Origin of the sequence: Sulfurimonas aquatica (genome assembly GCF_017357825.1) — a bacterium.
Classification (GTDB): Bacteria; Campylobacterota; Campylobacteria; order Campylobacterales; family Sulfurimonadaceae; genus Sulfurimonas; species Sulfurimonas aquatica.
In genome coordinates this window covers 1,316,033-1,337,002 of record NZ_CP046072.1, presented here as the reverse complement: position 1 = coordinate 1,337,002, position 20,970 = coordinate 1,316,033, and the positions used below count along the sequence as shown (strand labels likewise).

Below are 20,970 nucleotides of genomic sequence, written 5' to 3'. Positions count from 1 at the left end.
TCACTTTATTTAAGTAAGGTTATAGGTGCATTTAAGCAAAGTAAGTATGACGAAATTTAAATTATGTTCTAGGGGATACATCTCCACTTTAGGGATCTAGAAACATAAAAATATATAACAAAACTTTGTAACCAATAAATACCCTAGTAGTCATTTATTGGATAAAGTCAACCGTTAGGAGGCAAAGATTAATGGGACCCGTTACTTATTCCTTATGTCAAAAACCGGTAATTGGATTAATGATGTGGATAACATCTCTATGTACATTTCCACCTCTTATTGAAGATGAACCATTTTCAATTAAAAAAGAAAACTCATCAATTTCCATTCCTTTTGAAGCACCTGTTGAAAAAAGCTATTTTTTAAAAATGAACTTTATATTTCCAACGACTAAGGCTCGACTAGAAGACAAGTTTATTGGTAGTAGATATAATCAATATTGCCAAGGTGATATAAACTATGATGAGATACCTGATGATGATAGAAAAGGGCTTGGACAGCCTTTAAAATTTAAAGTAATTATTCAAGAAAAAGATGGTTCTATTGTTTTTGAAAAAATAGTTGAATCATTGTGTAGAACTTCATTTAAACAAAATATTAGTACACGAACAATTGCAAGTGTTCCATTACTAAAAGGTGAATATTTAGCTAAAATAACTTTTCTAGAGAAACAAAACAGCTTAGGTCTGAAAGATGTTAATACCACTATAAGACTAGATGCAGGACGTTGGTTAAAATAACACTCCTAACGAGCATAAGGAGTGCAATAGTATACAGGATAATTAAAATGAATTTTGAAGAAATACCTGAAAGTAAATTATCTTCCATGGCAAATGAAATGATGGATAACTTAATGGATGCATCAACATCCATAGATTATGAGCGTCATGTAAAAGACTTTACTGACAGATTAAAAAACATCGTTACAAAAGAGTATTTAATTAAAGTTTGTGAAGAATACCAAAAAGAAAAAGGATTCTTTGCTGAAAGAAATCTAATTACCGTACTACGTAGACCAAACTCTGCAATGGTTATATGGAAGCAAAAATTTACAAAAGTTAGTGGTGAATATTTAGCACAAATGATAATAGTTCATCAAAATGGAAGATTTTTAGTCGACCATACTTGGGTTATTTAAATGCCAACAAAGCCTCGTAACCACTAAAGTTAACCGTTATGCAAAAACAAAGGAAATCATTAAATGAAAAATTACTTTGACAAAGAGTTTGAACTAAGGTATTTTGAAATGGATAAGTCAGGTTGTGCTTCATCTATTACCATGCTAACGCTACTCCAAGAAACAGCGGCTGATCATTGTGCGAGTATAGGACATGACCTCTTTTCTCTTATGTCTCAAAACCTTGGTTGGGTACTGCTCTCTGGCATTATGAAGATGGATAGATACCCTAAGTACAAAGAAAAGATTGTCATAAGGACATGGTTATCCAAGTATCAATCCATTAGAGGCATTAGAGAAAACGTCATATACGATGCAGATTACAATGTTATCGGCAGAGCAAAAGGTTTATGGCTCTTTTTTGACATAGAAAAGAGAAGACCTACAAAGATACTAAATGACTTTAAAGAACAGTGGTCATTTTGTGAAGAAGTATCTATAGAGCATGACATATCGTCTAAGATAGATGCGATTAGCTCTGCAAACTATATGAAAAAATTCAAAGTGAACATATACGACACAGACACAAACAAACACGTTAACAATATTCGATATTTACAATGGCTAGTCGAATCAGTCCCTGAAGAAATCACAGACAACTACTATCTACACTCCATAGATGGGCGTTTTCTAAAAGAAGCGGAGTATGGCGATGTCATCGTTTCATTAACAAACAAAGGCGAGGATGAGAACTCTTTTGTGCACGCCATCCATGTTGAGGGTGAAGAGAGAACTTGTGCTACAGCAAAAACAGTATGGAAAAAAATACTCAGATGAAAGCAACAGATATCCCATTCGTAAATCACATTGGTATTAAAGATGAAAACGATGAGCTTTCATTAGAGTACAAGGATAATGTACTAAACCACATAAAAACGATTCATGCAAGTGCTCAGTTCACACTAGCAGAGACACAAAGCGGTCTTCACCTTCAGAAGCTTTTTCCTAGCCTTGAAGGAAAAGTTTTACCTCTCTTAAGAGATGCTCAGATAAAGTACAAAAAACCTGCTCATGAGAAGATAGTTGCCATTTCATCCACAAATGAAGAAGCCGTTGAAAAGTTCAAAGCGCAGTTTGAGAAAAAAGGTAGAGGCTCGCTTCAGATTGATGTTGAAGTCAAAGATATAAATGGTGTGCTGACTTCTCAAGCATCTTTCATTTGGTTTGTTCAAGCACTCTAGTATCGTTTATTCCTCATCTTCCATTTTATCAGCATGGGTTTGTGCTTCATAAGGTTCTCTATTTTCTAAATCACCAAGCCAAAATTCAGAACTAATTATCTCATAGGTGACTTCAAGGTCTGATTTTGACATCTCTTTTATTTTCCATAAAATACTTTGTGCTTCACTAAAATTATTACTAGCGATTTTTTCATCATAAAGACGGTTAAATATAGCGTGCTCATCCACACCTGCTGCCAGTAATCTCACAATTGCAGGTTTAAGTGAATTTGCAAAAACGTTAAAGCTCTCTTTGTTTTTAGAAGATATCTTGATGGCCATTTTTACACCCGTTGGCTTTGGAAATCTACCATTAAAAGATTCTCTTAACAGCTCGTAAGAATTAAAAAATCTTTCGTGGAAAGAAAGGTCCGCAAATTGTTCCCATAGCTTATCATCCATCATTTCGTTGGATATCTGCTCAAGTTTACCTTCAGTAAGTTCATCTTGCATAAGATACGTAATAACATAGTTCGCTGCTTCTTCTGGTTCAAAGTCGGCTAAAGACATTTTACACATCTCTTTAAGGTCCGCCTCATTCATTGAACTAAGTTCATCATCGCCAAGATCCATACTATCTAGAAGCGCGATATAGTCATCAGCACCCCAAGCGTTTTCTATTTTATTGATTTTTTGAAACTCTGTAATTGAAACATTAAATTTAGGAGACATTTTTTCACCTCATTTGGAAAATTATATATGAACTTATATAACTTATTAACTTAAAGCAATGCTTTTTAAGTTGAAAGTACACCCAAAATACAACCCTTGAGTTAATATCTCCACATTTACGCATATACGATAATAGACTTAATAGGCTTTACTCAGTTTTGTAATATTTTATTGAATAAACATGGAGTAAATATTATATGAGTATTATCAGAGTTGTTAATTTTAAAGTAGAAATAGATATATTGCCAATAGTACTTTTATTAAATTATTTAATAAGCAAAAAAAACTAAAATATATAAGGACAATCAGATGGACAACAGTAGCGGGCTTGTATTTGCTTTCATATTAGATGGGAAAGGTGGTGGAAAGAGCATTGATTTTGATGGTGTAAAGAAATGGAATCCTAGCGAGGGTAAACTTTGGATTCATCTGGATTATACTGAAGACGACGCTCAGGAGTGGATTAAAAATGACAGTTTGATTGACCCTGTTATTGCCGAATCATTGACGACTGAGGAGACCCGTCCAAGATCTTTCGTACACAAAGGGGGAATGCTATTGATTTTGCGTGGCGTCAATCTTAATCCGGGTGCAGACCCAGAAGATATGGTGTCAATCAGGCTTTGGATAGACACCAATCGCATTGTGACGTTGCGACATCGCCGAGTTATGGCAATTGACGATCTTTATCAAGCTGTAAAATCAGGAGATGCTCCTTCAGGACCAGGTGCATTCCTAGAAGACCTGTCCGACCGTCTGATCATGCGTATGGGCACTATCATCTCCGATATTGATGACTCCGTTGATGAACTCCAAGATGAAGTGCTCATGGAACAGAGTTATGATCTTAGACGAAAAATCGCAGACATTCGTCGCTCAGCAATCTCTTTACGCCGCTATCTCGCTCCCCAGCGAGATGTGATGGTTAGGCTACATAGCGAGAAAGTTGATTGGCTAAGCGAGATGGAACGTATGCGTTTAAGAGAAATTGCCGACCGTACTATGCGCTATGTTGAAGATCTTGATTCTGTACGAGATCGAGCAACCGTTACGCAAGAAGAACTCAACAACCGTTTAGCTGAGCAAATGAACAAGACAATGTACGTATTGTCCATCGTGGCAGGTATTTTCCTTCCTCTTGGCCTTTTAACAGGTCTACTTGGTATTAATGTGGGTGGTATCCCTGGTACAGAAAGTAAATGGGCGTTTGTCATTTTCTGCTTCATTTTAATTGCAATAGCCACTGGACAGATATGGTTTTTTAAACGAAAGAAGTGGATGTAATCAAAAAAGTTATCTCTTAAACTTTTTTGAGTTAATATCCTCTAGAATTTTTACCGCGCTTAAATCCAAGGATTTTGCTAGTTCGCTGGTTTTTGTCACGATTGTGTACGAGTTATTAGTGTTTTCATTCATCGACTCTATGATGTCATTAAAACTATCAAGCTTCTTGCCTTGAACTTCTAGGTTTTGCACTATCGTAGCGATGGACTGTACTAAAGTGTTTATACTTATGCTGATTTCAGAGAGTGATTTTTTCGTTCTTTCGGCGAGTTGTCTGACCTCGTCAGCGACCACGGCAAAACCACGTCCATGTTCACCTGCCCTTGCTGCTTCTATAGCGGCATTTAACGCCAAAAGATTTGTCTGCTCTGCGATATCTCCGATGATACTTATTACACTTTTTATCTCTTGAGACTGTGAACCAACTTCACTGGCTTGGTGCACCATGTCTGTGATGCTCGACGTTATCTCAGCTGTGGCGACTTGGGACTCTTTTGTATGTTCATACTGCTCATGAGAGGCTTTAATAAGCTCCTCTACAAACTCGTTTAGATGCTGTGATCTCTCTTGCAACTCTTGGGCGTCATCTGAATTTTTCACTAACATTTTAGATATGTCTTCACCTAGGTTGTAAATCATGTCGTCTAACTTTGAGTCACAATCAGGACATCCTGCTGTAAAGTCCATATTTGTGTAGGCAGTTAAACTTTTTTCTATACTATTCATATCTTCGCCGACGTTTCTTTGAAGATTTTCAAGCATTTCGTTGAAGACGTCTTTTAAGTTCATAAGTGAGGGATTGTTAGAGTGTATATTTATTCTTTTACTGATATCACCCAAGTCTATAGCTTTAGTGATTTCAGTCACGTTCGCGACGAGTTCATTGTCATCTTCAATGCTTTTTTTAGCGTTTTGTATACTTTCGTTGATAGAAATACACATCTTGCCTATCTCGTCACTACTATTAACTTCTAAAGGAGTGATGTCATTTTTCTTTTTTGATAAAAAACTAAAAAAATCATTGAGTCCATTTGAAAAGACATTGAGTTCTTTAATAATATACTTATTTAGTACATAGAACAACATAAAAAAAACTATAAAGTCTAAACAGATTATCCATATTAACGTCTCTTGCATTACATTTGAAGAAGCTGCCAAAACAGCATCTTTGTCGATATTTTCATACTCTTTTACTAATTCTAGAACATTGTTCTTAGTAGATTCTTTAACTATATAACCCACTAGCAATATGCTTATAATAGAAGCTATTCCCACAGGAATAAACACTTTCATCTTTAGCGATAACATTTTGTACATTTGAGCACCTTTGCATATCTAAATCTACAGTTTTGTAGCATTAATTATTCCATCCACGAGTAAGCATTATACAAAACTTTGATAAATCTAAACCTCGTTAGCTCACCTACCCCCTTTATTTTTTTATTGGATACTTTAGTTAAAATGCGGCATGAATAAAAAACAAATTGCTATTTTAAGCGTCGGAAATATATTACATAAAGATGAAGGTATAGCTTTATATGCTAGTAAATATCTAGAGTCTAATTACAGTTTTCACCCAAGTGTGGATATCATCCATGGTGGTGTTGAAGGAATGAGCTTGCTCAATATTTTTATGGAGTATGAGGAGATAATTGTCCTTGACGTCATTGGGATGGAAGATTCTCCAGGAGCGATATATCAGTTTCCTATGGATACGTTTCGTGGTTTTAGTACGGATGAAGATGACAACGAGACAAGCGTACTTGGATGCCTAAACTTAATCGAACACCAAGGAAATGCACTACCTAAAGTTAGTCTTCTTGCAATTATTCCAGAGACTATTGAACCAAAAATTGGTTTAAGCGACGCTCTTATTAAGACATTTGAGGCATATGTAGCAATGCTTGTAAAATCACTAGAAGATAAGGGATTTACATCTGATGAAAAAGCTGAAAAACAAACGATAGAGAGCATAATAGCTAGCTTTACAAACTAACTCTTTAAAAAAATACAGATGCCTGGACGACTAAGTATATTTGACGACCTTGCTTTTAAGCAAGATATTGCAAAGAAGTTTGGGCCCTTTAGAGACACTGTCGGTCTCTTAAACAAACGCTACAACATAGCCCCCACATTAAACATACCCATATATACAAACGCCAAAGTTTACGCTTATGCACACTTTGGACTCATCCCTTCTTGGGCTTCTCAGCGTTCGAGTATGCAGATAAACGCGCGAAGTGAAACAGTATTTGAAAAGAGTAGTTTCAAAGAAGCCTACAAGCAAAGAAGATGTCTTATCCCTCTTAATGGTTACTTTGAGTGGAAAAAAGACGCAGTGAGTAAAACAAGCAAAGCTCACTTTATAGTATCTACTAGTGGAGATTATTTTACATTTGCGGGTATTTATGAATCGTGGTATGACAATGCACTACAAAAGAGCATACTTACATGCGCGCTACTCACAACGGAGCCAAATGAAAAGATAGCGAAACTTCATGACCGTATGCCTGTCATCTTAGAGTCTAACCAGTGGGAGTTGTGGCTTAACCCTAGAAGTAGCTACAGCGAGCTAAATAGCCTCTTAATTGCACTTCCAAGTGATAAGATAAGGTACTTCCCTGTGAGTGAGTTGGTAAATAGCGTCAAAAACAACTCTATAGAGTGTATTATAGAGGACTTAGAGGTAAAACCCAGACAAGGAACACTTTTTTAGGTTTTTAAATAGCCACTAAGAGATATGTTCTACTAAATCACCATCAGTAGGATAACCTGGGACTTCATAACCATCTTCATCAAAAAAGTGTTTTCTGCCAGTATCCATGCTAATGCATACAAGAGCGTACTCTTCTTCGCGAATCTCTTTAATTATAAATGTACGGCCCATGCGAGTTTTCCATCGCTGCCCTACTTTAAACTCTATAAATTCATATTCCATTGTTTTACTTACTAATTTCTCGGTTATTTAGTCGTCGTTATGTAGTTGTCCGCTAAACTCAAAACCGAACTTCATTTTGTTAGCTATCTCTTCTTGAACTTCTTCTATGGCGTCGTCAGTTAGATCTTCTAGTCTTTCTATAAACGCCTTTTGTTCTCTCTCGCGTTTAAAGCTATTTACTTTGTAAGGCTTATCGCTACCATGCTCTTCTTTGAACTTTTCAATGCTCTCTTCCCAAACAAAAGTTATTTCACGCTCAATAGTTCTTGGCTCGTCTTCATCAGGCAATGTATAGTTAAATCCTACCACTTGCTCAAAAGATATAACCTCATACCCTTTTTCTTCTGTTTGAGGCGCTGTTTCATTGTTTGTCATTGTTTTCTCCATGATAGAATGTAAATTAATATGGATTTATAACAGATATAGCTGTACATTCGATAAGTTTTTTATACTACTTCTTGTTATTAAATGAATACACATCTAATCATTCTCATTCAAAATCAATGTCTAGTAAAAAAATTCAACTACTATTCTCTGGGTTTATACCCCAAAATAAGCACCTATCTTAACTATGTTATCCCAGGTATACGCTATACTGCGTCATTAAATGTATAATTAGTATAGAAAATACACAGCGAATAACGCAAGGAAAATTTACGTGGCATTACTAAAAGAAACACCTGGAAATATAGAGCAACTGATAAAACAAGCTGGTTTAAAATCTGACTACAAAGCGCGTCTCGAAGCGCTCAACGAGTTAAAAATGTATGACTGCCTAGAGTCACGAGAGGTAATCCTAAGGTTAGCTTTACACGACAAGGTCTACAAAGTTAAAGAACTGGCGTTTAAAGCTGCAAAAACACTTGGCATACAAAAAAATGGCAAACCCATAACGCTAGGAAAAAAGAATATTGGCTACAAGCTAGAGGACTTTATAAAGGAGTTTTTGAAGGTAAAAAATGACAAAGAGATGGATAAGTTATGTTTACTTACTTTCAAAATTGCCTTAAAAAAACAAAATCCTGAAATGTATGACGTTATGGAGTATGAAAAGAAAAACAAGTTTGACTCATGGGTCAAAACATCATATAACTGTTTACCTAAAAAGTAAAAGGATAGTTAATGCTAGAAGAAGCGCTAAGACGAATAGAAGTGACTAAAAAAGAGAACCTGCACTATCTAGACCTTAAAGGTTTAGAGCTTGACGAGATTCCAAAAGAGATACTTGAAGTCTCTTGGATTGGGGCTCTTTCACTTTCACAAAACAACATCAGCGACATTAGTCTCTTATCACATATGAGTAACCTGCATAAACTAGCTCTGACTGGGAACAAAATAGATGATATTTCAGTCCTAGAGCAGTTGCCAAAACTACGATTCATTTTTTTAGCAAACAATTTTATATCTGATATCAGCATGCTAAAGAGTCAAGCGAGGCTAAAAAAGCTAGTTATCCACACAAACAAACTCTCATCGCTCCCAGATTTGAGTCACTTTCCTCTTTTTGTATACCTTGATATTTCAGATAATCCTTTAGAGTCTCCTAGTTTTGAAGAGATGCAAAAGATGCTTCCACTGCTAAAAATCTATAAATACTAAAAGCTTAGCTTAGCTATACTTTTAAAATAAATTTTTAGCAAACAACCCAATATTTAAACTATCAAAGGACTCCATACATGTCGCTAGACTCGCTACCGTACAAGATTGCAATAATCGGCGCTGGTCCCGCTGGTCTCATGGCGGCAGAAGTTTTATCTAACACAGGTTACACCCCTATGGTATTTGACGCAAAGCCCTCCGTTGGACGAAAGTTTTTACAAGCGGGTCGTGGAGGCTTAAACCTTACACATGCTGAGGATTCTATCCCCTTTTCAAGTCATTACTTTGAAGCAGAAGATTATTTAAAACCTGCGTTAGAGCTATTTAACGCTAATGAGATGCGTTTATGGGCAGAGAGCTTTGGCTTTGAGACGTATGTTGGCTCTTCAGGTAAAGTCTATCCCCTAGATAAAAAAGCAGCACCCCTACTTCGCGCTTGGCTACATCAACTAAAAGCAAATAAGACAGAGTTTAAGATGAAACATCAGCTAGTGAGTTGGTCTAAGGATATCTGGCGGTTCCAAACGCCAGATGGTCTTAAAGAGTACTCCTTTGACGCGGTTATACTGGCGTTAGGTGGCGCTTCATGGCCACAACTAGGCTCAACTGGTGCTTGGACTAAAATACTCCAAGAAAAAGCTTTGAGTATAACGCCACTCAAGCCTGCAAATATGGGCTTTAACATGACTTTTACAAAGATATTTAAAGAGAAATTTTCCGGAACTCCTCTTAAAAACGTAGAACTTAGTTTCAGAGACATAAACGGAAATCTTCACTCCAAACTAGGCGAACTTCTAGTAAGTGAGTATGGCGTTGAGGGAAGTTTAATCTATACACATTCAAAATATTTAAGAGAGCTTATAGAGCGGAAATCTCCACTAACGGTCTATCTGGACCTATTTCCACATCGTAGTGAAAGTAAGCTCAAAGAGCAACTAAGCGCCCCTCGTGGTAAGCAGAGTTTGAGCGCTTTTTGGAAACGCATTGGCTTAGATGGCGTTAAGGCCTCTTTACTAAGAGAAGTTTTGACTAAAGAGATGTTAAGCGAGCCAGAGTTAGTTGCAAAGAGACTCAAAAAGTTTCCCCTAACACTAGACTCTCATAGACCTCTTCAAGAGGCTATCAGTACCGCTGGTGGTTTAGCATTTGAAAACCTTGATGAACATTTGATGCTCAAAGATTTTCCTAGAGTATTTTGCGTTGGCGAAATGCTAGACTGGGAAGCGCCTACTGGGGGTTATCTACTTACTGGCGTGATGGCTCAAGGCAAGCAAGCCGCAGAGGGCCTTTTAAAATTACTCAAAGAACATAGCGAGTGATAAATAGCTTAAAGATTAGAGACCTATACTACAAGTACCCAAGTGCGGCAGAACCCATTTTTAATGCCATAAACTTGGACTTTGAAAAGGGGTGGAGTGCTATAACTGGGATAAACGGTTCTGGTAAAAGTACGCTCTTGAAACTGATACTCAAAGAGCTGTATAGTGAAAAAGGGATGATTATCGGGAATGAGCTAGTAGTTTACTGCGCTCAAAACACTGAATTGCCCCCTCTTGAGCTTGAGGAGTTTATGATGACCTACACAAAAGAAGCGTATAAACTCAGAGACCTTTTGCAGGTCAAAGATGAGTGGTTAGGTTCTTGGAAAGTGCTCAGCCATGGTGAACGCAAACGCTTACAACTAGCAGTAGCACTCTCAAGTGATAGTGACGTGCTTATGGTCGATGAACCAACAAATCATCTCGATAGCAAGTCGCAAGCCATAGTCGTTGAGGCACTTCGTAGTTATAAGGGTGTAGGTATTCTAGTGAGTCACGATAGAGCCCTACTCGATGAGCTCTCACAACATACTCTAATGATAAAAGCGGGTGAAGTTTTAACGTACAAGTCAAAGTTTTCTTTAGCCGAACAAGCTTATAACGAGACACTCTCTCACAAGAAAAAGGTACTTGAAGAACAAGAGCATGAACTAAAAAAACTTAGCAAGAGCGTTCAAGTTCAAAGAGAAAAGGTCTCTCTAGCAAAAAAACGCTTTTCAAAGAAAAATGTAGGCAGACACGATAGCTCACTTAAAGAGAAGATAAACGGTGCCATACTCACTGGCAAAGACAAAAATGACGGACAAGTGCTCCAGAGAACGCTCACTAAACAACGCCACTTAAGTGAAAATATGGATAAACTCTCAAAAGAGTATGCAACGGGAATAAAGTTTGAAGGAGAAATTGCCAAACATAACTTTCCTATAGCAGTTGAGAAAGAGTGCATAACACTTTTTGAGTCAACAGAGTTATGTTTTCCTAGATTATCTGTAGATGTTGGTGACAAAGTTGGCATGAGTGGAGAAAATGGTGCTGGAAAAAGCACCTTTATTGGCTACTTTATTGAAAAAATAAACTTTGAACAGGATTTTCTCTACATTCCTCAAGAGATTACCGATAAACAAGCAGAGCTATTGTTTGAAGAGGTCAGCAGTTTAGACGCTGAAGTTAAGGGCGAGCTTTTTACCCTAGTTCAGAGATTAGGTTCAGATGCCAAAGCGCTACTAAACAGTGCCATACCAAGTCCGGGTGAGATGAGAAAGCTTCTAATCGCACAAGGGCTGTTAAAACAGCCCTCTTTAATCATACTTGACGAACCGACCAATCATATGGACTTAGAGTCCATACAACTACTTGAAGCCTCTTTGAGAGAGTATGAAGGCGCGCTACTATTCATTACTCATGACAAGGCTTTTTTAGAAAACATCAGTACAAAACGGTGGATATTTAACAAGAGCAAAAAGCATCGCTATACGATTGAGGAGACATTATGATAAAAACTTATTTTTTGATAACGCTATGTGTACTATTTTGGTCTGTAAACTTTATCATAGGTAGATATATAAAAGATGATGTCACGCCTTTAGAATTAGCTTTTTTTAGATGGTTGTTTGTTTTTTTGATAATATCTCCTATTTTAATCAAAAGACGTAAAAACATACTAAATTCTCTAAAACAAAATTTTAAAATCTTAGCTATTCTATCTATTCTTGGAATTACAGCATTTAACACCCTCTTATACTTTGGGCTAACGACTACTACTTCCACAAACGCTCTGATAATAAACTCTACTGTGCCAATTTTAGTACTTTTGATGTCTTTTTTTATCTTAAAACAGAAAATAAATTCATACCAAACCATAGGAATAATCCTATCTACTTTAGGTGTGATTTTTTTAATCCTAAGAGCTGATGTTTCGAACATATTTTCCCTAAAGTTTAACCAAGGAGACATCCTCATAATCATCTCTTCAACCGCATGGGCTCTGTACTCTGTTTTGATAAAGTACAAACCAAAAGATTTAAATGACTATGAGTATTTTGCCACCATCGTTGCCATGGGACTTTTAGTATTGTCGCCATTTTATTTATATCAAGGTTACTCCATTGAAAAAGAGTTAGAAGTACTCAAGAACAATTACCCTATCTTCTTATACGTATCAATTTTTCCATCAATAGCTTCATATTACTTCTGGCACTACGGAATAGAAAAGATTGGGGCTTCAAAAACAGCGCAGTTTACGCACCTTATGCCAATATTTGGGATTATTTTAGCTTCTATATTTTTAGGGGAAACTCTAGAAACCTACCATCTGCTAGGCGCTATGCTAATCGCTTTTGGAATATATCTCTCTTTGTTTTATAAAAGAAAGGTAAACTTAGACTTTTAATCATACAGTAATATCAACTAGGAAAACTAAAATCAAAATAAGTCAGCAAACATCACTAGAGTATCACCATCGTCTTATAATTTCATACAAAGGCAGTAGTTACTATGGCTGGCAAGATCTCGGAGAAAATCAAGAAAAACAAACAGTTCAGGCAACAATTCATCATGCGTTACAAAAGATATGTAAATATCAAAGCTGTAATATCTCCGTAGCAAGTCGGACAGACGCTGGAGTTCACGCGCAAGGACAAGTTATAAAAATCTCCATACCTCTAGAAATAGCGTCAGAAAAACTTTTGCTTGGTATGAACTCCCTACTACCTGATGATATCCGTATCTTAAGGTGTGAGCATTCTCAAGCGGCGTTTAATCCTAATAAGGACGCCAAAAGCAAAGAATACCACTACTACTTTTGCACAGACGGCGTGTATAATCCACTCACTAATGATATAACCGCGCATATCCCCTCTTCAAATACAAACCCACTCAACATAAAACTTATGCAAGAGGCTTGTAAACTCTTCATTGGTGAACATGATTTTTATAGCTTTGCAAAAAGAGACGCGAGTATGGATTCCACCATCCGTACCATTATTAGCTGCGAAATAGTGAGAGTTGAGCACTCTCTATTTGCAAATGAGCTTTATTGTCTTAAAATCGTTGGCGAGGGTTTTTTAAGATATATGGTTCGCTATATTGCGGGCTCGCTATTTTCTCTTGGCAGAGAGCAACTTAGTTTAACTGATATAAACGAAGCACTAAAAAACCACAAAGAAAAAAAGATAAGTTCACGAGCAAAGTCGCGAGGTCTGCATCTCATTCGAGTCGCTTATTAGGATTAAAAGTACTTTGCTATACTTATACTTTTAAAATTAACTAGGAAAATATAATCAAAATCATTCATACAATATCAGATAAACATAGACTCAAACTAATGCGTGACTTTGCTGGAGAAGAAGCGCTTCAACAGTTAGATAAAGCCCTTTTAGAAGCACTCCCTAGTGCGTCGGAGTCTCTTAGCCAATTAACAGAGTTTTTTGCTCTACTGGACTCTCCTAGACCAGATATTACTACAACTATGCCAGCTTATTCTACTCAAGGTCGAGAGATAAGCGTTATTCAAAACAAAGAGGAGTTAGACTTGGCCATAGAGTCACTTAAGTACACCAGACTTATTGGCTTTGACAGTGAGCAAAAACCGACGTTTAAAAAAGGCGAAACGCCAAATGGAGTCGCTGTAATCCAGCTTGCCACTCCCAATCTATGCTATGTCATTCAAATAAAAAAAATCAAGGACATAAGTTCATTAATAGCTCTAATAGAGAATGATAATATCGTTAAAGTTGGAATAAATTTAGTCGGAGATAGAGAAGCTCTCTACAGTGAGTTTGGCATCAAGATGAGAGGGACGATTGACATAGATCGCGTTCTAAGTAAGCTGACGTCACGAAATAGTATAGGCGCGAAAAAAGCGGCTAGAATATTTTTAAATCAAAATTTACAAAAATCAAAAAGCATGTCTACTTCAAACTGGGAAACCCCAACATTGTCACAAAGTCAAATCAAATATGCCGCAGAGGATGCGTGTATAGTTTATGACGTCACAGTCCACCTCTTAAAAACATATCCATTTGTTATGCAAGCGATGCCTCTATGGTTTCAAGAAAACTTTAAAGATGAAAAGTACTCAACTGTTTTATCACTCAAGGAATAAATATGAACGAACAAGAAATACTCTACAATTATAGTAGCGTTGCGATAGTCGTAGCGCTCTTTATAGCAATGATTTTATTTAATGAATTTGGTTTTAGAATCGGTCGATTTATACAAGCGCGTACAAATATGGAAGTAAAATCTCTTACAGGCTCTATTCAGGCTAGTATACTAGGTTTACTTGCCTTACTACTTGGATTTACGTTTAGTATGTCTATGCAGCGATACGACAACAGAAGCATGGCTTTGATAGATGAAGCAAACGCTATTGGGACGGCTATTCTTCGCGTTGAATTACTTCCAGAAAATTTTAGAGATCAAGCAAATACTCTTTTTCAAGAGTATATCAGTCTACGTATAGAAATTGGTCAGTTAAACCTAACTATGATGAAAGAGCGAAAATCCTACAATAAAAAAATATCCAACATACAAAATGAACTATGGTCATTAGCTGTATCGGCAACTCATGTCGACCCTAGTCCAGTAACGGTAGGCGCGTTTGTAAAGTCACTTAACGACGTCATAGACAGCCAAGGTAAAAGAAACGCGTTACTGCATATGCAAGTCCCAGAAGTGGTGTTGATGTTGCTATTTGTCGTTTTTATCTCATCAGGAGGGATAATGGGCTATTCCGCTGGCTTAAGTGGAAAGCGTATTTTTGCTCCAATTGTATTGGTATCGGTACTCATTACGCTAATAGTTTTCATAATAATTGACTTAGACAGACCAAAACGTGGCATTATTCAGGTTAACCAAAACATTATGCTTGATTTGCATACTAGTTTAAATAAATAGCTATTTAGACTTTTTTGTTTAACTAGTTTCAATTAATCTTTAATGATGAAAAGTACTAAATTATCTAATCTTTATTTTTAAACAAAAGTGTATACTGCGAAAATATTTTTATTTAAAGGTCAATCATGGAAACTCAAAAAGTCGTATGCCCAGAGTGTCATAGCGTTAACGCTATCTCTACCGCAATGAAAGATGCGCAAGTCACTTGTTCACAGTGTCAAGGAGATCTATCTGATCCTTTTCCTTTAGACGTATCTGATGAGCAGTGCTCTACTCATATAAAAGAAAATGAGATTCCTATAATAGTTGATTTTTATTCACCGGGCTGTGGACCATGCATGGCGATGTATGACGACTATGAAGACGCTGCTCTTGGCTTTCCAATGAAGGTGCGATTTTTAAAGGTTAATGCCGATAAACATCAAAAAGTTGCTAAAGAGTATGGCGTTGGTGGTCTTCCTACGCTTATCGCGTTTAAAAATGGACAAGAAGTTAGCCGAGTTAGTGCTCAAATGTCTCAAGTACAGCTTAGCTTATGGGCCGAAGGCCTCCTTAAATAATAATTTTAAAAGGATAATGAATAATGAGTAACTCAAACAGAGAAATACAACTACGTAAAACATGCCAACTTTATGCTTACGTACTAGAGTCATTAGGCGAAGAGGTACCATATCACATAGAAGAGTGTGCGGACTCATATGAGTACCCAGTCGAGTGCACAAAAGAGTTAGCCGACATACTTAAAAACTTTGACAGTGATATGTTTGAGAATATCGTAAACAAAGACTCAGACGTAGCGCGAGACCTCGCGCAGTGGTGGGAAATGTACCAAATATACGTACCGCTAGAGAACTAGAACGACAATAACATGACAGACGCACAAGAGCTTTTATACATTGAAGATGACAAAGGACGAAGACTCCACTACCATTTTACTCCCGCTGCGTTTGCTTCAAATTTTGTTCCGCTCATCGTTGTACTTCATAACGAAGATAGAGAAGACATGCTACATTTTGAGTATAAGATGTGGAATGTACTCACGCCCATAGACACTTACTCAGATAATGAAAAACACACTTGCTGGTTAGGCGAGAATGATGATCACTTCATAAAAGAGCTCCTACAAGAGCTCATAGAGCAAAAAGCGGATGAACTTGAGTGTGAGGATGACATTTATATGTACGGCTCTTCCATGGGTGGATATGGCGCTATTTTACATGCTCTTTTATCTAAAGCAAACGCCGTCTTTGCTCATGCTCCACTCATCAAACTTTCAAATACGGACACAAAAGAGCATAACCTCAACAACTTCTTAAACGCGACAGACTCTTTTCCTATTTTTTATCTCTGCGATGAGGATTCTAAAAATAATGAAATAGTCTCTTTTGCAAATGAGTGCAAAAAGCGTAACATTAAAGCTCACCTAGACTTTTGTCCAGAATCAGGTGATGATAAAGAGCATAAACTCAAAAAAGTTTTAAACATGTTTGAGCATGTAGTAATCTAAAGAGTAAAGGAATCCATAGTATGACGTTTAAAGTAGCAGAGCTCTCAGACATAGACAAAGTTCTAGAACTTCACTATAAGTATCAAGTCGACTCTATAGCAGAGGAAGATAAAAAAGATGGTTTTGTAACAACCCCTTTTACAAAAGAGCAACTTACAGAGCTCATCACTAAAGAGCAAGGTCTTTTTATCGCACTAGAAGGTGAGAAGGTCTTAGCATATGTAATGGCTGCATCGTGGCGGTTTTGGTCTATATGGCCAATGTTTGAGCATATGATAAAGGACTTAAAGAATCTTACTTACTTAAACCAAACGCTAAACGTAGAGAACTCATACCAGTATGGTCCCATCTGTATAGACAAGAGCGTTAGAGGTAGTGGCGTTTTAGAGAAAATATTTGATTTTTCTAGAGAGCGTATGTCAAAAAGATTTCCGATACTCGTTACGTTTGTCAATAAGATAAACCCTAGGTCATACGAAGCACACAAAAGAAAACTAGGACTTGAAGTAATACAAGAGTTTGAATATAATAATAACCACTACTATGAGTTGGTTTACGACACTTCAAAGCGGTCTTTATAACTACACTTTCTACATAACTCCTCTACTGCCCTACCTTGAGCGAAGCCTTGTATCATATCTTGCGTTCTTTTTGAGCCAAGTACTTCACTTAGGTGCGTCTCATGTAAGTTGCCTAAGTTTATCACTCCCTCTCCATCTAAACAACATGGAACTACACTACCATCGGCAAGTATGCCTATATGAGACTTTATGCCATAACAAGTCCCTTGAGTGTCATGCATGCTTTTAAGCGAAGGCCACTCAAAGTAGTTGTCAAAGTTTAACAGTACCTTAGAAGCAATACGCAGAGACTTAACGCCATTAGTATATATTTCATCTAGATTTAGTTTCACGTCAAAGAACTTCTCTATAGAATCAAATAGCATGGCGTTAAACTCCGTCTCACATAGAATGTCATCAAGGTTCCAAACTCTTAGATTGATAAATGGTTTTGGATAACTCTCAAGCTTACTCTTGCACGTACTAAATACTCCATCCATATACTCTTCAAAACTAAGATTTAAACTATTTTTATTATAGCTGTTAAGGGATATGTTGAGCTGTCTCACCGCTGGGTGAAACATTACTGCTATGGGAGTTTTACTAAGATAGTATCCGCTTGTAGTAAGTTCTACTTCAAAGCCATGCTTAAACGCCAACTCCAAGTACTCAAAAAGATTAGAAAGTATCAGAGGGTCACCCATAATATGAAATGCGAGAGACTTAGTGTAAGGCTTTAACTCTAAGAGTACTTTTTCAAAGAACTCTAATGACATGGTTTTAGTGGGTTGTAGTTTTGGTGGGCAAAAGCTACATGCTAAACCGCATATGTTCGTTACTTCTATATGTACACGGTTAAAATGCATAAAACCTCTTTATATATCTATTTAGGCGGATTTTAGCATAATAATAGAACGATAAGAGTATTTAAAAAACTAAGCTATTATTTGTATAATAACTCATTACATAGACAAACGAAAGGATAAAAGATGAAATACACACTTAAATTTAGAATCTGGCACTGGCTAAATGCCATTGTAGTGCTAGGACTTGTTGCGACAGTACTTCTTAGATGGACGTTTCTCTCTAAGAGTGTAAATGCTGATATATTAACCAAAAAACTTTTAAGCTTTGACATATCTATAACTTCTGAGCAGAGTGTACTTTTAGCTAAGGCACTTCGAGTAGAATTATGGGAGTGGCATATCATCCTAGGTTATGCCTTTTTGGCTCTTGTGATATTTAGAGTCTATCTCTATTTTAAAGACTCAAGTAAAAAAGTTGCCTTTAAAGATTTAGATATGCACCACAAAGTTGTCCATGCTTCTTATTATGTTCTATATACTAGCTTTTTTGTTATGGTTGCAACTGGTTTTTTTATCTACTTCTATAAAGACTTAGGTGTAAGTAAAGATCTTGCACATGATATAAAAGAGATTCATGAGCTTGTTTATTACTACATTGCTATTTTTATTCCTCTGCATCTTGGCGGTGTCTTTTTTGCAGATGCAACCCAAGAGAATGGTTTAGTCTCAAGCATGATTCACGGAAAAGATACTCAAAACAATGTATAGAAATAAACTCTGCTATAATTCGATTAAACAATACATGGATGATTTATGAGCGAAGAGACTGCAAAACCGAAAAAAAAATATTATGATTATATAAGTGTGGGAAACCGCACAAAGCAAGTAGCCTACTTCGTAGAACAGCATGATAAACCTGTGCACCTTGAGCTATTTCTAAAAGAAAATCCAACTACAAAAACCGCTCTCATCGTAAAAAGTAAGAAAACAGCTGACGCGTTAGGTCTTTATCTTAAGGAAAAAGCTATAAACGCCATAGTAATTCACGGTAACCATAGAGCGTCTCAAATCGAAGAGGCTAAAGGTAAGTTTAGTGCTGATAATGAAGGTCTTTTAATTACTACAAGTAAAATCTATGAGTTTCTTGAGCTCTCAGACATCAAAAGAATCATTAACTATGACCTCCCATTAGAACCTGAGAGTTACTTCAAGACACTTAGAGCGGTTGATGAGACAGGAGAGTCTATCTCTTTTGTAAGCATAGATGATGAAAAAATGCTTGAGACGATAGAGCTCATGATGAAGTATGAGATGCCAAAAGAGGAGATAGAAGCCTTTACTCATACAGCTCTACCAAAGATCCAGAAAAAGAAAAAGAAACCTCGCCATAAAAAAAAGAAACAAAAACCCAACCCATACGTACCTGTAGAGGATTCTTTAAAGTAAGAACCTCTTATGCTATAATTTCACCTATAAAAGACTAAGGCTACGCGCGTGCAAAACATACTCCCAAAAACACAAAAATTTATACTAAAACTTTTTCCAGAAATAATGATAAAAGGCTCCTCTGCTAAACGGCAGATGGTTGGTCAACTCTACACAAACCTTATGGGTATTTTAGAGCGAATTGATCCAAATATTACAGTAAAAAAGTTTTCTGACAAAATAGAAGTCGTAGCTCCAATAGAAGTACTTCCAGAAGTAAGACAGAGACTTTTGGATACGTCAGGAATAGAGCAGATACTTGAAGCTCTTCAGTTTGATGATATGGACACTCTTGATAAGATAAAAGTCAAGGTTGGCGAACTTGTTATTGACTCTTTGAGAGATAAAACATTTGTTGTACGTGCTAAACGCACAGGTAATCATGAGTTTGGATCCATAGAGTTAGAGCAGACTGTTGGTGGCTACCTTCTTGCACACTCAAACGCCAAGAGTGTTGATCTTAGAAACCCTGAAGTTACAGTACGTTTAGAACTTCTAGAGAAGCAACTCAACATCATCACTACAAACTACAAAGGTCTAAGTGGTTTTCCCATAGGAACACAAGGAGACATTCTCTCTTTAATGTCTGGAGGATTTGACTCAACCGTAGCTTCGTATCTTACAATGAAACGCGGGATAAAGACTCACTTTGTGTTTTTCAACCTTGGAGGAAACGCCCACGAAATAGGTGTAAAACAAGTCGCTCTTTATCTATGGAATAAATTTGGTTCTTCTCATAAAGTAAAATTTATATCCGTTCCTTTTGATGATGTTTTAGAAGAGATATTTCGCTCAACGCCACCTACTTATATGGGAGTAACGCTTAAGCGACTTATGCTCAAAGCGTCTGAGAAGATTGCCAATGAGATGGAGATAGACGCGCTTTTAACAGGAGAGAGCGTAGCGCAAGTCTCCAGTCAAACACTACGTAACCTTGCACTTATAGATAAAGCTAGCGACATGCTTATACTTCGCCCACTCTCGACTATGAACAAGCCTGAGATTATGTCTATCGCCAACGACATCGGCACGCGTCTTTTTGCAGAAGCTATGCCTGAGTACTGTGGCGTTATATCACAAAACCCCATAACCCACGGCTCTTTTAAACGCATGGAAAAAATAGCGCAAAAGTTTAACTATGACGTACTAGATAAAGCGGTTGAAGATGCTAAGAGTATCTATGTACATGACATTGTCGATGACGTAGCCAACTTAGCCGCTGTAGAAGTTGTAGAGGATTTAAGTGAAAAAGATTATGTAGTCATAGATATTCGAGCGGAAGATGAGTCCATAGAGCTCACTTGCGAGACACTAAAGATACCTTTTCATAGACTCAAATCAGAGTTTCCAAAACTTCCAAAAGATAAAGAGTATCTACTCTACTGTGAAAAAGGTATTATGAGTCAACTGCATGCTCAGTATTTACAAGATGAATATAAATGCAAAAACGTAAGAGTTTATCGACCACTCTAATTTACGCTTGCTTTAGAGTTGGTGTGTATAATGA

General features: G+C 36.9%; 26 protein-coding genes and 1 pseudogene. 22 read left to right on the top strand and 5 right to left on the bottom strand.

Annotated elements, in window-relative coordinates; genetic code table 11:
• Positions 1 to 242: 242 nt before the first annotated feature.
• From GJV85_RS06510 to GJV85_RS06495, 4 genes are all read left to right on the top strand, one after another.
• Positions 243 to 740: a DUF5625 family protein gene (locus GJV85_RS06510; protein WP_207563056.1), complete on the top strand. Its 498-nt coding sequence runs from the start codon at positions 243 to 245 to the stop codon at positions 738 to 740.
• A gap of 47 nt (positions 741 to 787) precedes the next feature.
• A complete protein-coding gene (locus GJV85_RS06505; RefSeq protein WP_207563055.1) occupies positions 788 to 1,138 on the top strand; it encodes a hypothetical protein in 351 nt (116 codons plus the stop codon).
• A 63-nt stretch (positions 1,139 to 1,201) separates the two neighbouring features.
• Entirely contained in the window at positions 1,202 to 1,954 is a 753-nt protein-coding gene (locus GJV85_RS06500; protein WP_207563054.1) for an acyl-[acyl-carrier-protein] thioesterase, read from the top strand.
• Complete coding sequence (locus GJV85_RS06495; protein ID WP_207563053.1) at positions 1,933 to 2,358, top strand: YiiD C-terminal domain-containing protein; 426 nt, start codon at positions 1,933 to 1,935, stop codon at positions 2,356 to 2,358. The genes GJV85_RS06500 and GJV85_RS06495 overlap by 22 nt, the downstream gene beginning before the upstream one ends.
• A 6-nt stretch (positions 2,359 to 2,364) precedes the next feature.
• Here GJV85_RS06495 and GJV85_RS06490 read toward each other — a convergent pair whose 3' ends face one another.
• Entirely contained in the window at positions 2,365 to 3,069 is a 705-nt protein-coding gene (locus GJV85_RS06490) for a hypothetical protein (RefSeq protein ID WP_207563051.1), read from the bottom strand.
• A gap of 309 nt (positions 3,070 to 3,378) precedes the next feature.
• Between GJV85_RS06490 and zntB the strand changes: the two genes are divergently transcribed.
• Entirely contained in the window at positions 3,379 to 4,353 is a 975-nt protein-coding gene (zntB, locus tag GJV85_RS06485) for a zinc transporter ZntB (RefSeq protein ID WP_207563050.1), read from the top strand.
• Between the two features lie 126 nt (positions 4,354 to 4,479).
• Here zntB and GJV85_RS13815 read toward each other — a convergent pair.
• Positions 4,480 to 5,670, bottom strand: a pseudogene (locus GJV85_RS13815) (methyl-accepting chemotaxis protein); the annotation flags it as partial.
• A 151-nt stretch (positions 5,671 to 5,821) separates the two neighbouring features.
• Here GJV85_RS13815 and GJV85_RS06475 point away from each other — a divergent pair.
• Together GJV85_RS06475 and GJV85_RS06470 are read left to right on the top strand one after the other, a co-directional pair.
• On the top strand, positions 5,822 to 6,349 hold the full coding sequence (locus GJV85_RS06475) for a hydrogenase maturation protease (RefSeq protein ID WP_207563049.1): 528 nt from the start codon (positions 5,822 to 5,824) through the stop codon (positions 6,347 to 6,349).
• Between the two features lie 18 nt (positions 6,350 to 6,367).
• Complete coding sequence (locus GJV85_RS06470) at positions 6,368 to 7,069, top strand: SOS response-associated peptidase (protein WP_207563048.1); 702 nt, start codon at positions 6,368 to 6,370, stop codon at positions 7,067 to 7,069.
• 15 nt (positions 7,070 to 7,084) lie between these two features.
• On the opposite strand, the gene GJV85_RS06465 is transcribed toward GJV85_RS06470, so the two are convergent.
• Together GJV85_RS06465 and GJV85_RS06460 are read right to left on the bottom strand one after the other, a co-directional pair.
• The gene (locus GJV85_RS06465) at positions 7,085 to 7,291 is read right to left on the bottom strand and encodes a hypothetical protein (protein WP_207563047.1); all 207 of its coding nucleotides are present in this window, start codon (positions 7,289 to 7,291) and stop codon (positions 7,085 to 7,087) included.
• 27 nt (positions 7,292 to 7,318) lie between these two features.
• Positions 7,319 to 7,666, bottom strand: a complete 348-nt coding sequence (locus tag GJV85_RS06460; protein WP_207563046.1) for a hypothetical protein — start codon at positions 7,664 to 7,666, stop codon at positions 7,319 to 7,321.
• A 283-nt stretch (positions 7,667 to 7,949) separates the two neighbouring features.
• Between GJV85_RS06460 and GJV85_RS06455 the strand changes: the two genes are divergently transcribed.
• The 12 genes from GJV85_RS06455 (at position 7,950) to GJV85_RS06400 (ending at position 17,193) form a co-directional block, all read left to right on the top strand.
• Positions 7,950 to 8,402, top strand: a complete 453-nt coding sequence (locus tag GJV85_RS06455) for a HEAT repeat domain-containing protein (RefSeq protein WP_207563044.1) — start codon at positions 7,950 to 7,952, stop codon at positions 8,400 to 8,402.
• 11 nt (positions 8,403 to 8,413) lie between these two features.
• Entirely contained in the window at positions 8,414 to 8,890 is a 477-nt protein-coding gene (locus GJV85_RS06450) for a leucine-rich repeat domain-containing protein (protein ID WP_207563042.1), read from the top strand.
• A 77-nt stretch (positions 8,891 to 8,967) separates the two neighbouring features.
• Positions 8,968 to 10,209 (top strand): TIGR03862 family flavoprotein, encoded by a 1,242-nt coding sequence (locus tag GJV85_RS06445; RefSeq protein WP_207563041.1) that lies wholly within the window; start codon positions 8,968 to 8,970, stop codon positions 10,207 to 10,209.
• A complete protein-coding gene (locus GJV85_RS06440; protein ID WP_242689856.1) occupies positions 10,206 to 11,702 on the top strand; it encodes an ATP-binding cassette domain-containing protein in 1,497 nt (498 codons plus the stop codon). Before GJV85_RS06445 ends, GJV85_RS06440 begins: the two co-directional genes overlap by 4 nt.
• Entirely contained in the window at positions 11,699 to 12,598 is a 900-nt protein-coding gene (locus GJV85_RS13845) for a DMT family transporter (protein WP_207563039.1), read from the top strand. The genes GJV85_RS06440 and GJV85_RS13845 overlap by 4 nt, the downstream gene beginning before the upstream one ends.
• 10 nt (positions 12,599 to 12,608) lie before the next feature.
• A complete protein-coding gene (gene truA, locus GJV85_RS06430; protein ID WP_207563154.1) occupies positions 12,609 to 13,433 on the top strand; it encodes a tRNA pseudouridine(38-40) synthase TruA in 825 nt (274 codons plus the stop codon).
• 98 nt (positions 13,434 to 13,531) lie between these two features.
• On the top strand, positions 13,532 to 14,311 hold the full coding sequence (locus tag GJV85_RS06425) for a 3'-5' exonuclease (RefSeq protein ID WP_207563038.1): 780 nt from the start codon (positions 13,532 to 13,534) through the stop codon (positions 14,309 to 14,311).
• Between the two features lie 2 nt (positions 14,312 to 14,313).
• Positions 14,314 to 15,105, top strand: coding sequence for a bestrophin-like domain (locus GJV85_RS06420; RefSeq protein WP_207563037.1), 792 nt, complete (start codon positions 14,314 to 14,316; stop codon positions 15,103 to 15,105).
• A 125-nt stretch (positions 15,106 to 15,230) separates the two neighbouring features.
• Positions 15,231 to 15,665, top strand: coding sequence for a thioredoxin family protein (locus GJV85_RS06415; protein ID WP_207563036.1), 435 nt, complete (start codon positions 15,231 to 15,233; stop codon positions 15,663 to 15,665).
• Between the two features lie 23 nt (positions 15,666 to 15,688).
• A complete protein-coding gene (locus GJV85_RS06410) occupies positions 15,689 to 15,961 on the top strand; it encodes a hypothetical protein (protein WP_207563035.1) in 273 nt (90 codons plus the stop codon).
• Between the two features lie 12 nt (positions 15,962 to 15,973).
• On the top strand, positions 15,974 to 16,612 hold the full coding sequence (locus tag GJV85_RS06405; RefSeq protein ID WP_207563034.1) for an alpha/beta hydrolase-fold protein: 639 nt from the start codon (positions 15,974 to 15,976) through the stop codon (positions 16,610 to 16,612).
• Positions 16,613 to 16,632: 20 nt separating this feature from the next.
• The gene (locus GJV85_RS06400; protein ID WP_207563033.1) at positions 16,633 to 17,193 is read left to right on the top strand and encodes a GNAT family N-acetyltransferase; all 561 of its coding nucleotides are present in this window, start codon (positions 16,633 to 16,635) and stop codon (positions 17,191 to 17,193) included.
• Here the strand turns inward: GJV85_RS06400 and GJV85_RS06395 are convergent.
• Positions 17,166 to 18,038: a radical SAM/SPASM domain-containing protein gene (locus GJV85_RS06395; RefSeq protein WP_207563032.1), complete on the bottom strand. Its 873-nt coding sequence runs from the start codon at positions 18,036 to 18,038 to the stop codon at positions 17,166 to 17,168. The two genes, GJV85_RS06400 and GJV85_RS06395, sit on opposite strands and share 28 nt — an antisense overlap.
• A 123-nt stretch (positions 18,039 to 18,161) precedes the next feature.
• Here GJV85_RS06395 and GJV85_RS06390 point away from each other — a divergent pair, with 123 nt between their 5' ends.
• The 3 genes from GJV85_RS06390 to thiI are packed head-to-tail and all read left to right on the top strand — an operon-like array spanning position 18,162 to position 20,936.
• Positions 18,162 to 18,746, top strand: coding sequence for a cytochrome b/b6 domain-containing protein (locus GJV85_RS06390; protein ID WP_207563031.1), 585 nt, complete (start codon positions 18,162 to 18,164; stop codon positions 18,744 to 18,746).
• 45 nt (positions 18,747 to 18,791) lie between these two features.
• Complete coding sequence (locus tag GJV85_RS06385) at positions 18,792 to 19,424, top strand: helicase-related protein (protein ID WP_207563030.1); 633 nt, start codon at positions 18,792 to 18,794, stop codon at positions 19,422 to 19,424.
• A 48-nt stretch (positions 19,425 to 19,472) separates the two neighbouring features.
• Complete coding sequence (gene thiI, locus GJV85_RS06380) at positions 19,473 to 20,936, top strand: tRNA uracil 4-sulfurtransferase ThiI (RefSeq protein WP_207563029.1); 1,464 nt, start codon at positions 19,473 to 19,475, stop codon at positions 20,934 to 20,936.
• Positions 20,937 to 20,970 lie beyond the last annotated feature (34 nt).

Excerpts from the sequence above, each read along its gene's own strand:
- GJV85_RS06510 (WP_207563056.1), top strand. The coding sequence starts at position 243 with ATGTGGATAACATCTCTATGTACATTTCCACCTCTTATTGAAGATGAA.
- GJV85_RS06505 (WP_207563055.1), top strand. The coding sequence starts at position 788 with ATGAATTTTGAAGAAATACCTGAAAGTAAATTATCTTCCATGGCAAAT.
- GJV85_RS06500 (WP_207563054.1), top strand. The coding sequence starts at position 1,202 with ATGAAAAATTACTTTGACAAAGAGTTTGAACTAAGGTATTTTGAAATG.
- GJV85_RS06495 (WP_207563053.1), top strand. The coding sequence starts at position 1,933 with ATGGAAAAAAATACTCAGATGAAAGCAACAGATATCCCATTCGTAAAT.
- GJV85_RS06490 (WP_207563051.1), bottom strand. The coding sequence starts at position 3,069 with ATGTCTCCTAAATTTAATGTTTCAATTACAGAGTTTCAAAAAATCAAT.
- zntB (WP_207563050.1), top strand. The coding sequence starts at position 3,379 with ATGGACAACAGTAGCGGGCTTGTATTTGCTTTCATATTAGATGGGAAA.
- GJV85_RS06475 (WP_207563049.1), top strand. The coding sequence starts at position 5,822 with ATGAATAAAAAACAAATTGCTATTTTAAGCGTCGGAAATATATTACAT.
- GJV85_RS06470 (WP_207563048.1), top strand. The coding sequence starts at position 6,368 with ATGCCTGGACGACTAAGTATATTTGACGACCTTGCTTTTAAGCAAGAT.
- GJV85_RS06465 (WP_207563047.1), bottom strand. The coding sequence starts at position 7,291 with ATGGAATATGAATTTATAGAGTTTAAAGTAGGGCAGCGATGGAAAACT.
- GJV85_RS06460 (WP_207563046.1), bottom strand. The coding sequence starts at position 7,666 with ATGACAAACAATGAAACAGCGCCTCAAACAGAAGAAAAAGGGTATGAG.
- GJV85_RS06450 (WP_207563042.1), top strand. The coding sequence starts at position 8,414 with ATGCTAGAAGAAGCGCTAAGACGAATAGAAGTGACTAAAAAAGAGAAC.
- GJV85_RS06445 (WP_207563041.1), top strand. The coding sequence starts at position 8,968 with ATGTCGCTAGACTCGCTACCGTACAAGATTGCAATAATCGGCGCTGGT.
- GJV85_RS13845 (WP_207563039.1), top strand. The coding sequence starts at position 11,699 with ATGATAAAAACTTATTTTTTGATAACGCTATGTGTACTATTTTGGTCT.
- GJV85_RS06425 (WP_207563038.1), top strand. The coding sequence starts at position 13,532 with ATGCGTGACTTTGCTGGAGAAGAAGCGCTTCAACAGTTAGATAAAGCC.
- GJV85_RS06420 (WP_207563037.1), top strand. The coding sequence starts at position 14,314 with ATGAACGAACAAGAAATACTCTACAATTATAGTAGCGTTGCGATAGTC.
- GJV85_RS06415 (WP_207563036.1), top strand. The coding sequence starts at position 15,231 with ATGGAAACTCAAAAAGTCGTATGCCCAGAGTGTCATAGCGTTAACGCT.
- GJV85_RS06410 (WP_207563035.1), top strand. The coding sequence starts at position 15,689 with ATGAGTAACTCAAACAGAGAAATACAACTACGTAAAACATGCCAACTT.
- GJV85_RS06405 (WP_207563034.1), top strand. The coding sequence starts at position 15,974 with ATGACAGACGCACAAGAGCTTTTATACATTGAAGATGACAAAGGACGA.
- GJV85_RS06400 (WP_207563033.1), top strand. The coding sequence starts at position 16,633 with ATGACGTTTAAAGTAGCAGAGCTCTCAGACATAGACAAAGTTCTAGAA.
- GJV85_RS06395 (WP_207563032.1), bottom strand. The coding sequence starts at position 18,038 with ATGCATTTTAACCGTGTACATATAGAAGTAACGAACATATGCGGTTTA.
- GJV85_RS06390 (WP_207563031.1), top strand. The coding sequence starts at position 18,162 with ATGAAATACACACTTAAATTTAGAATCTGGCACTGGCTAAATGCCATT.
- GJV85_RS06385 (WP_207563030.1), top strand. The coding sequence starts at position 18,792 with ATGAGCGAAGAGACTGCAAAACCGAAAAAAAAATATTATGATTATATA.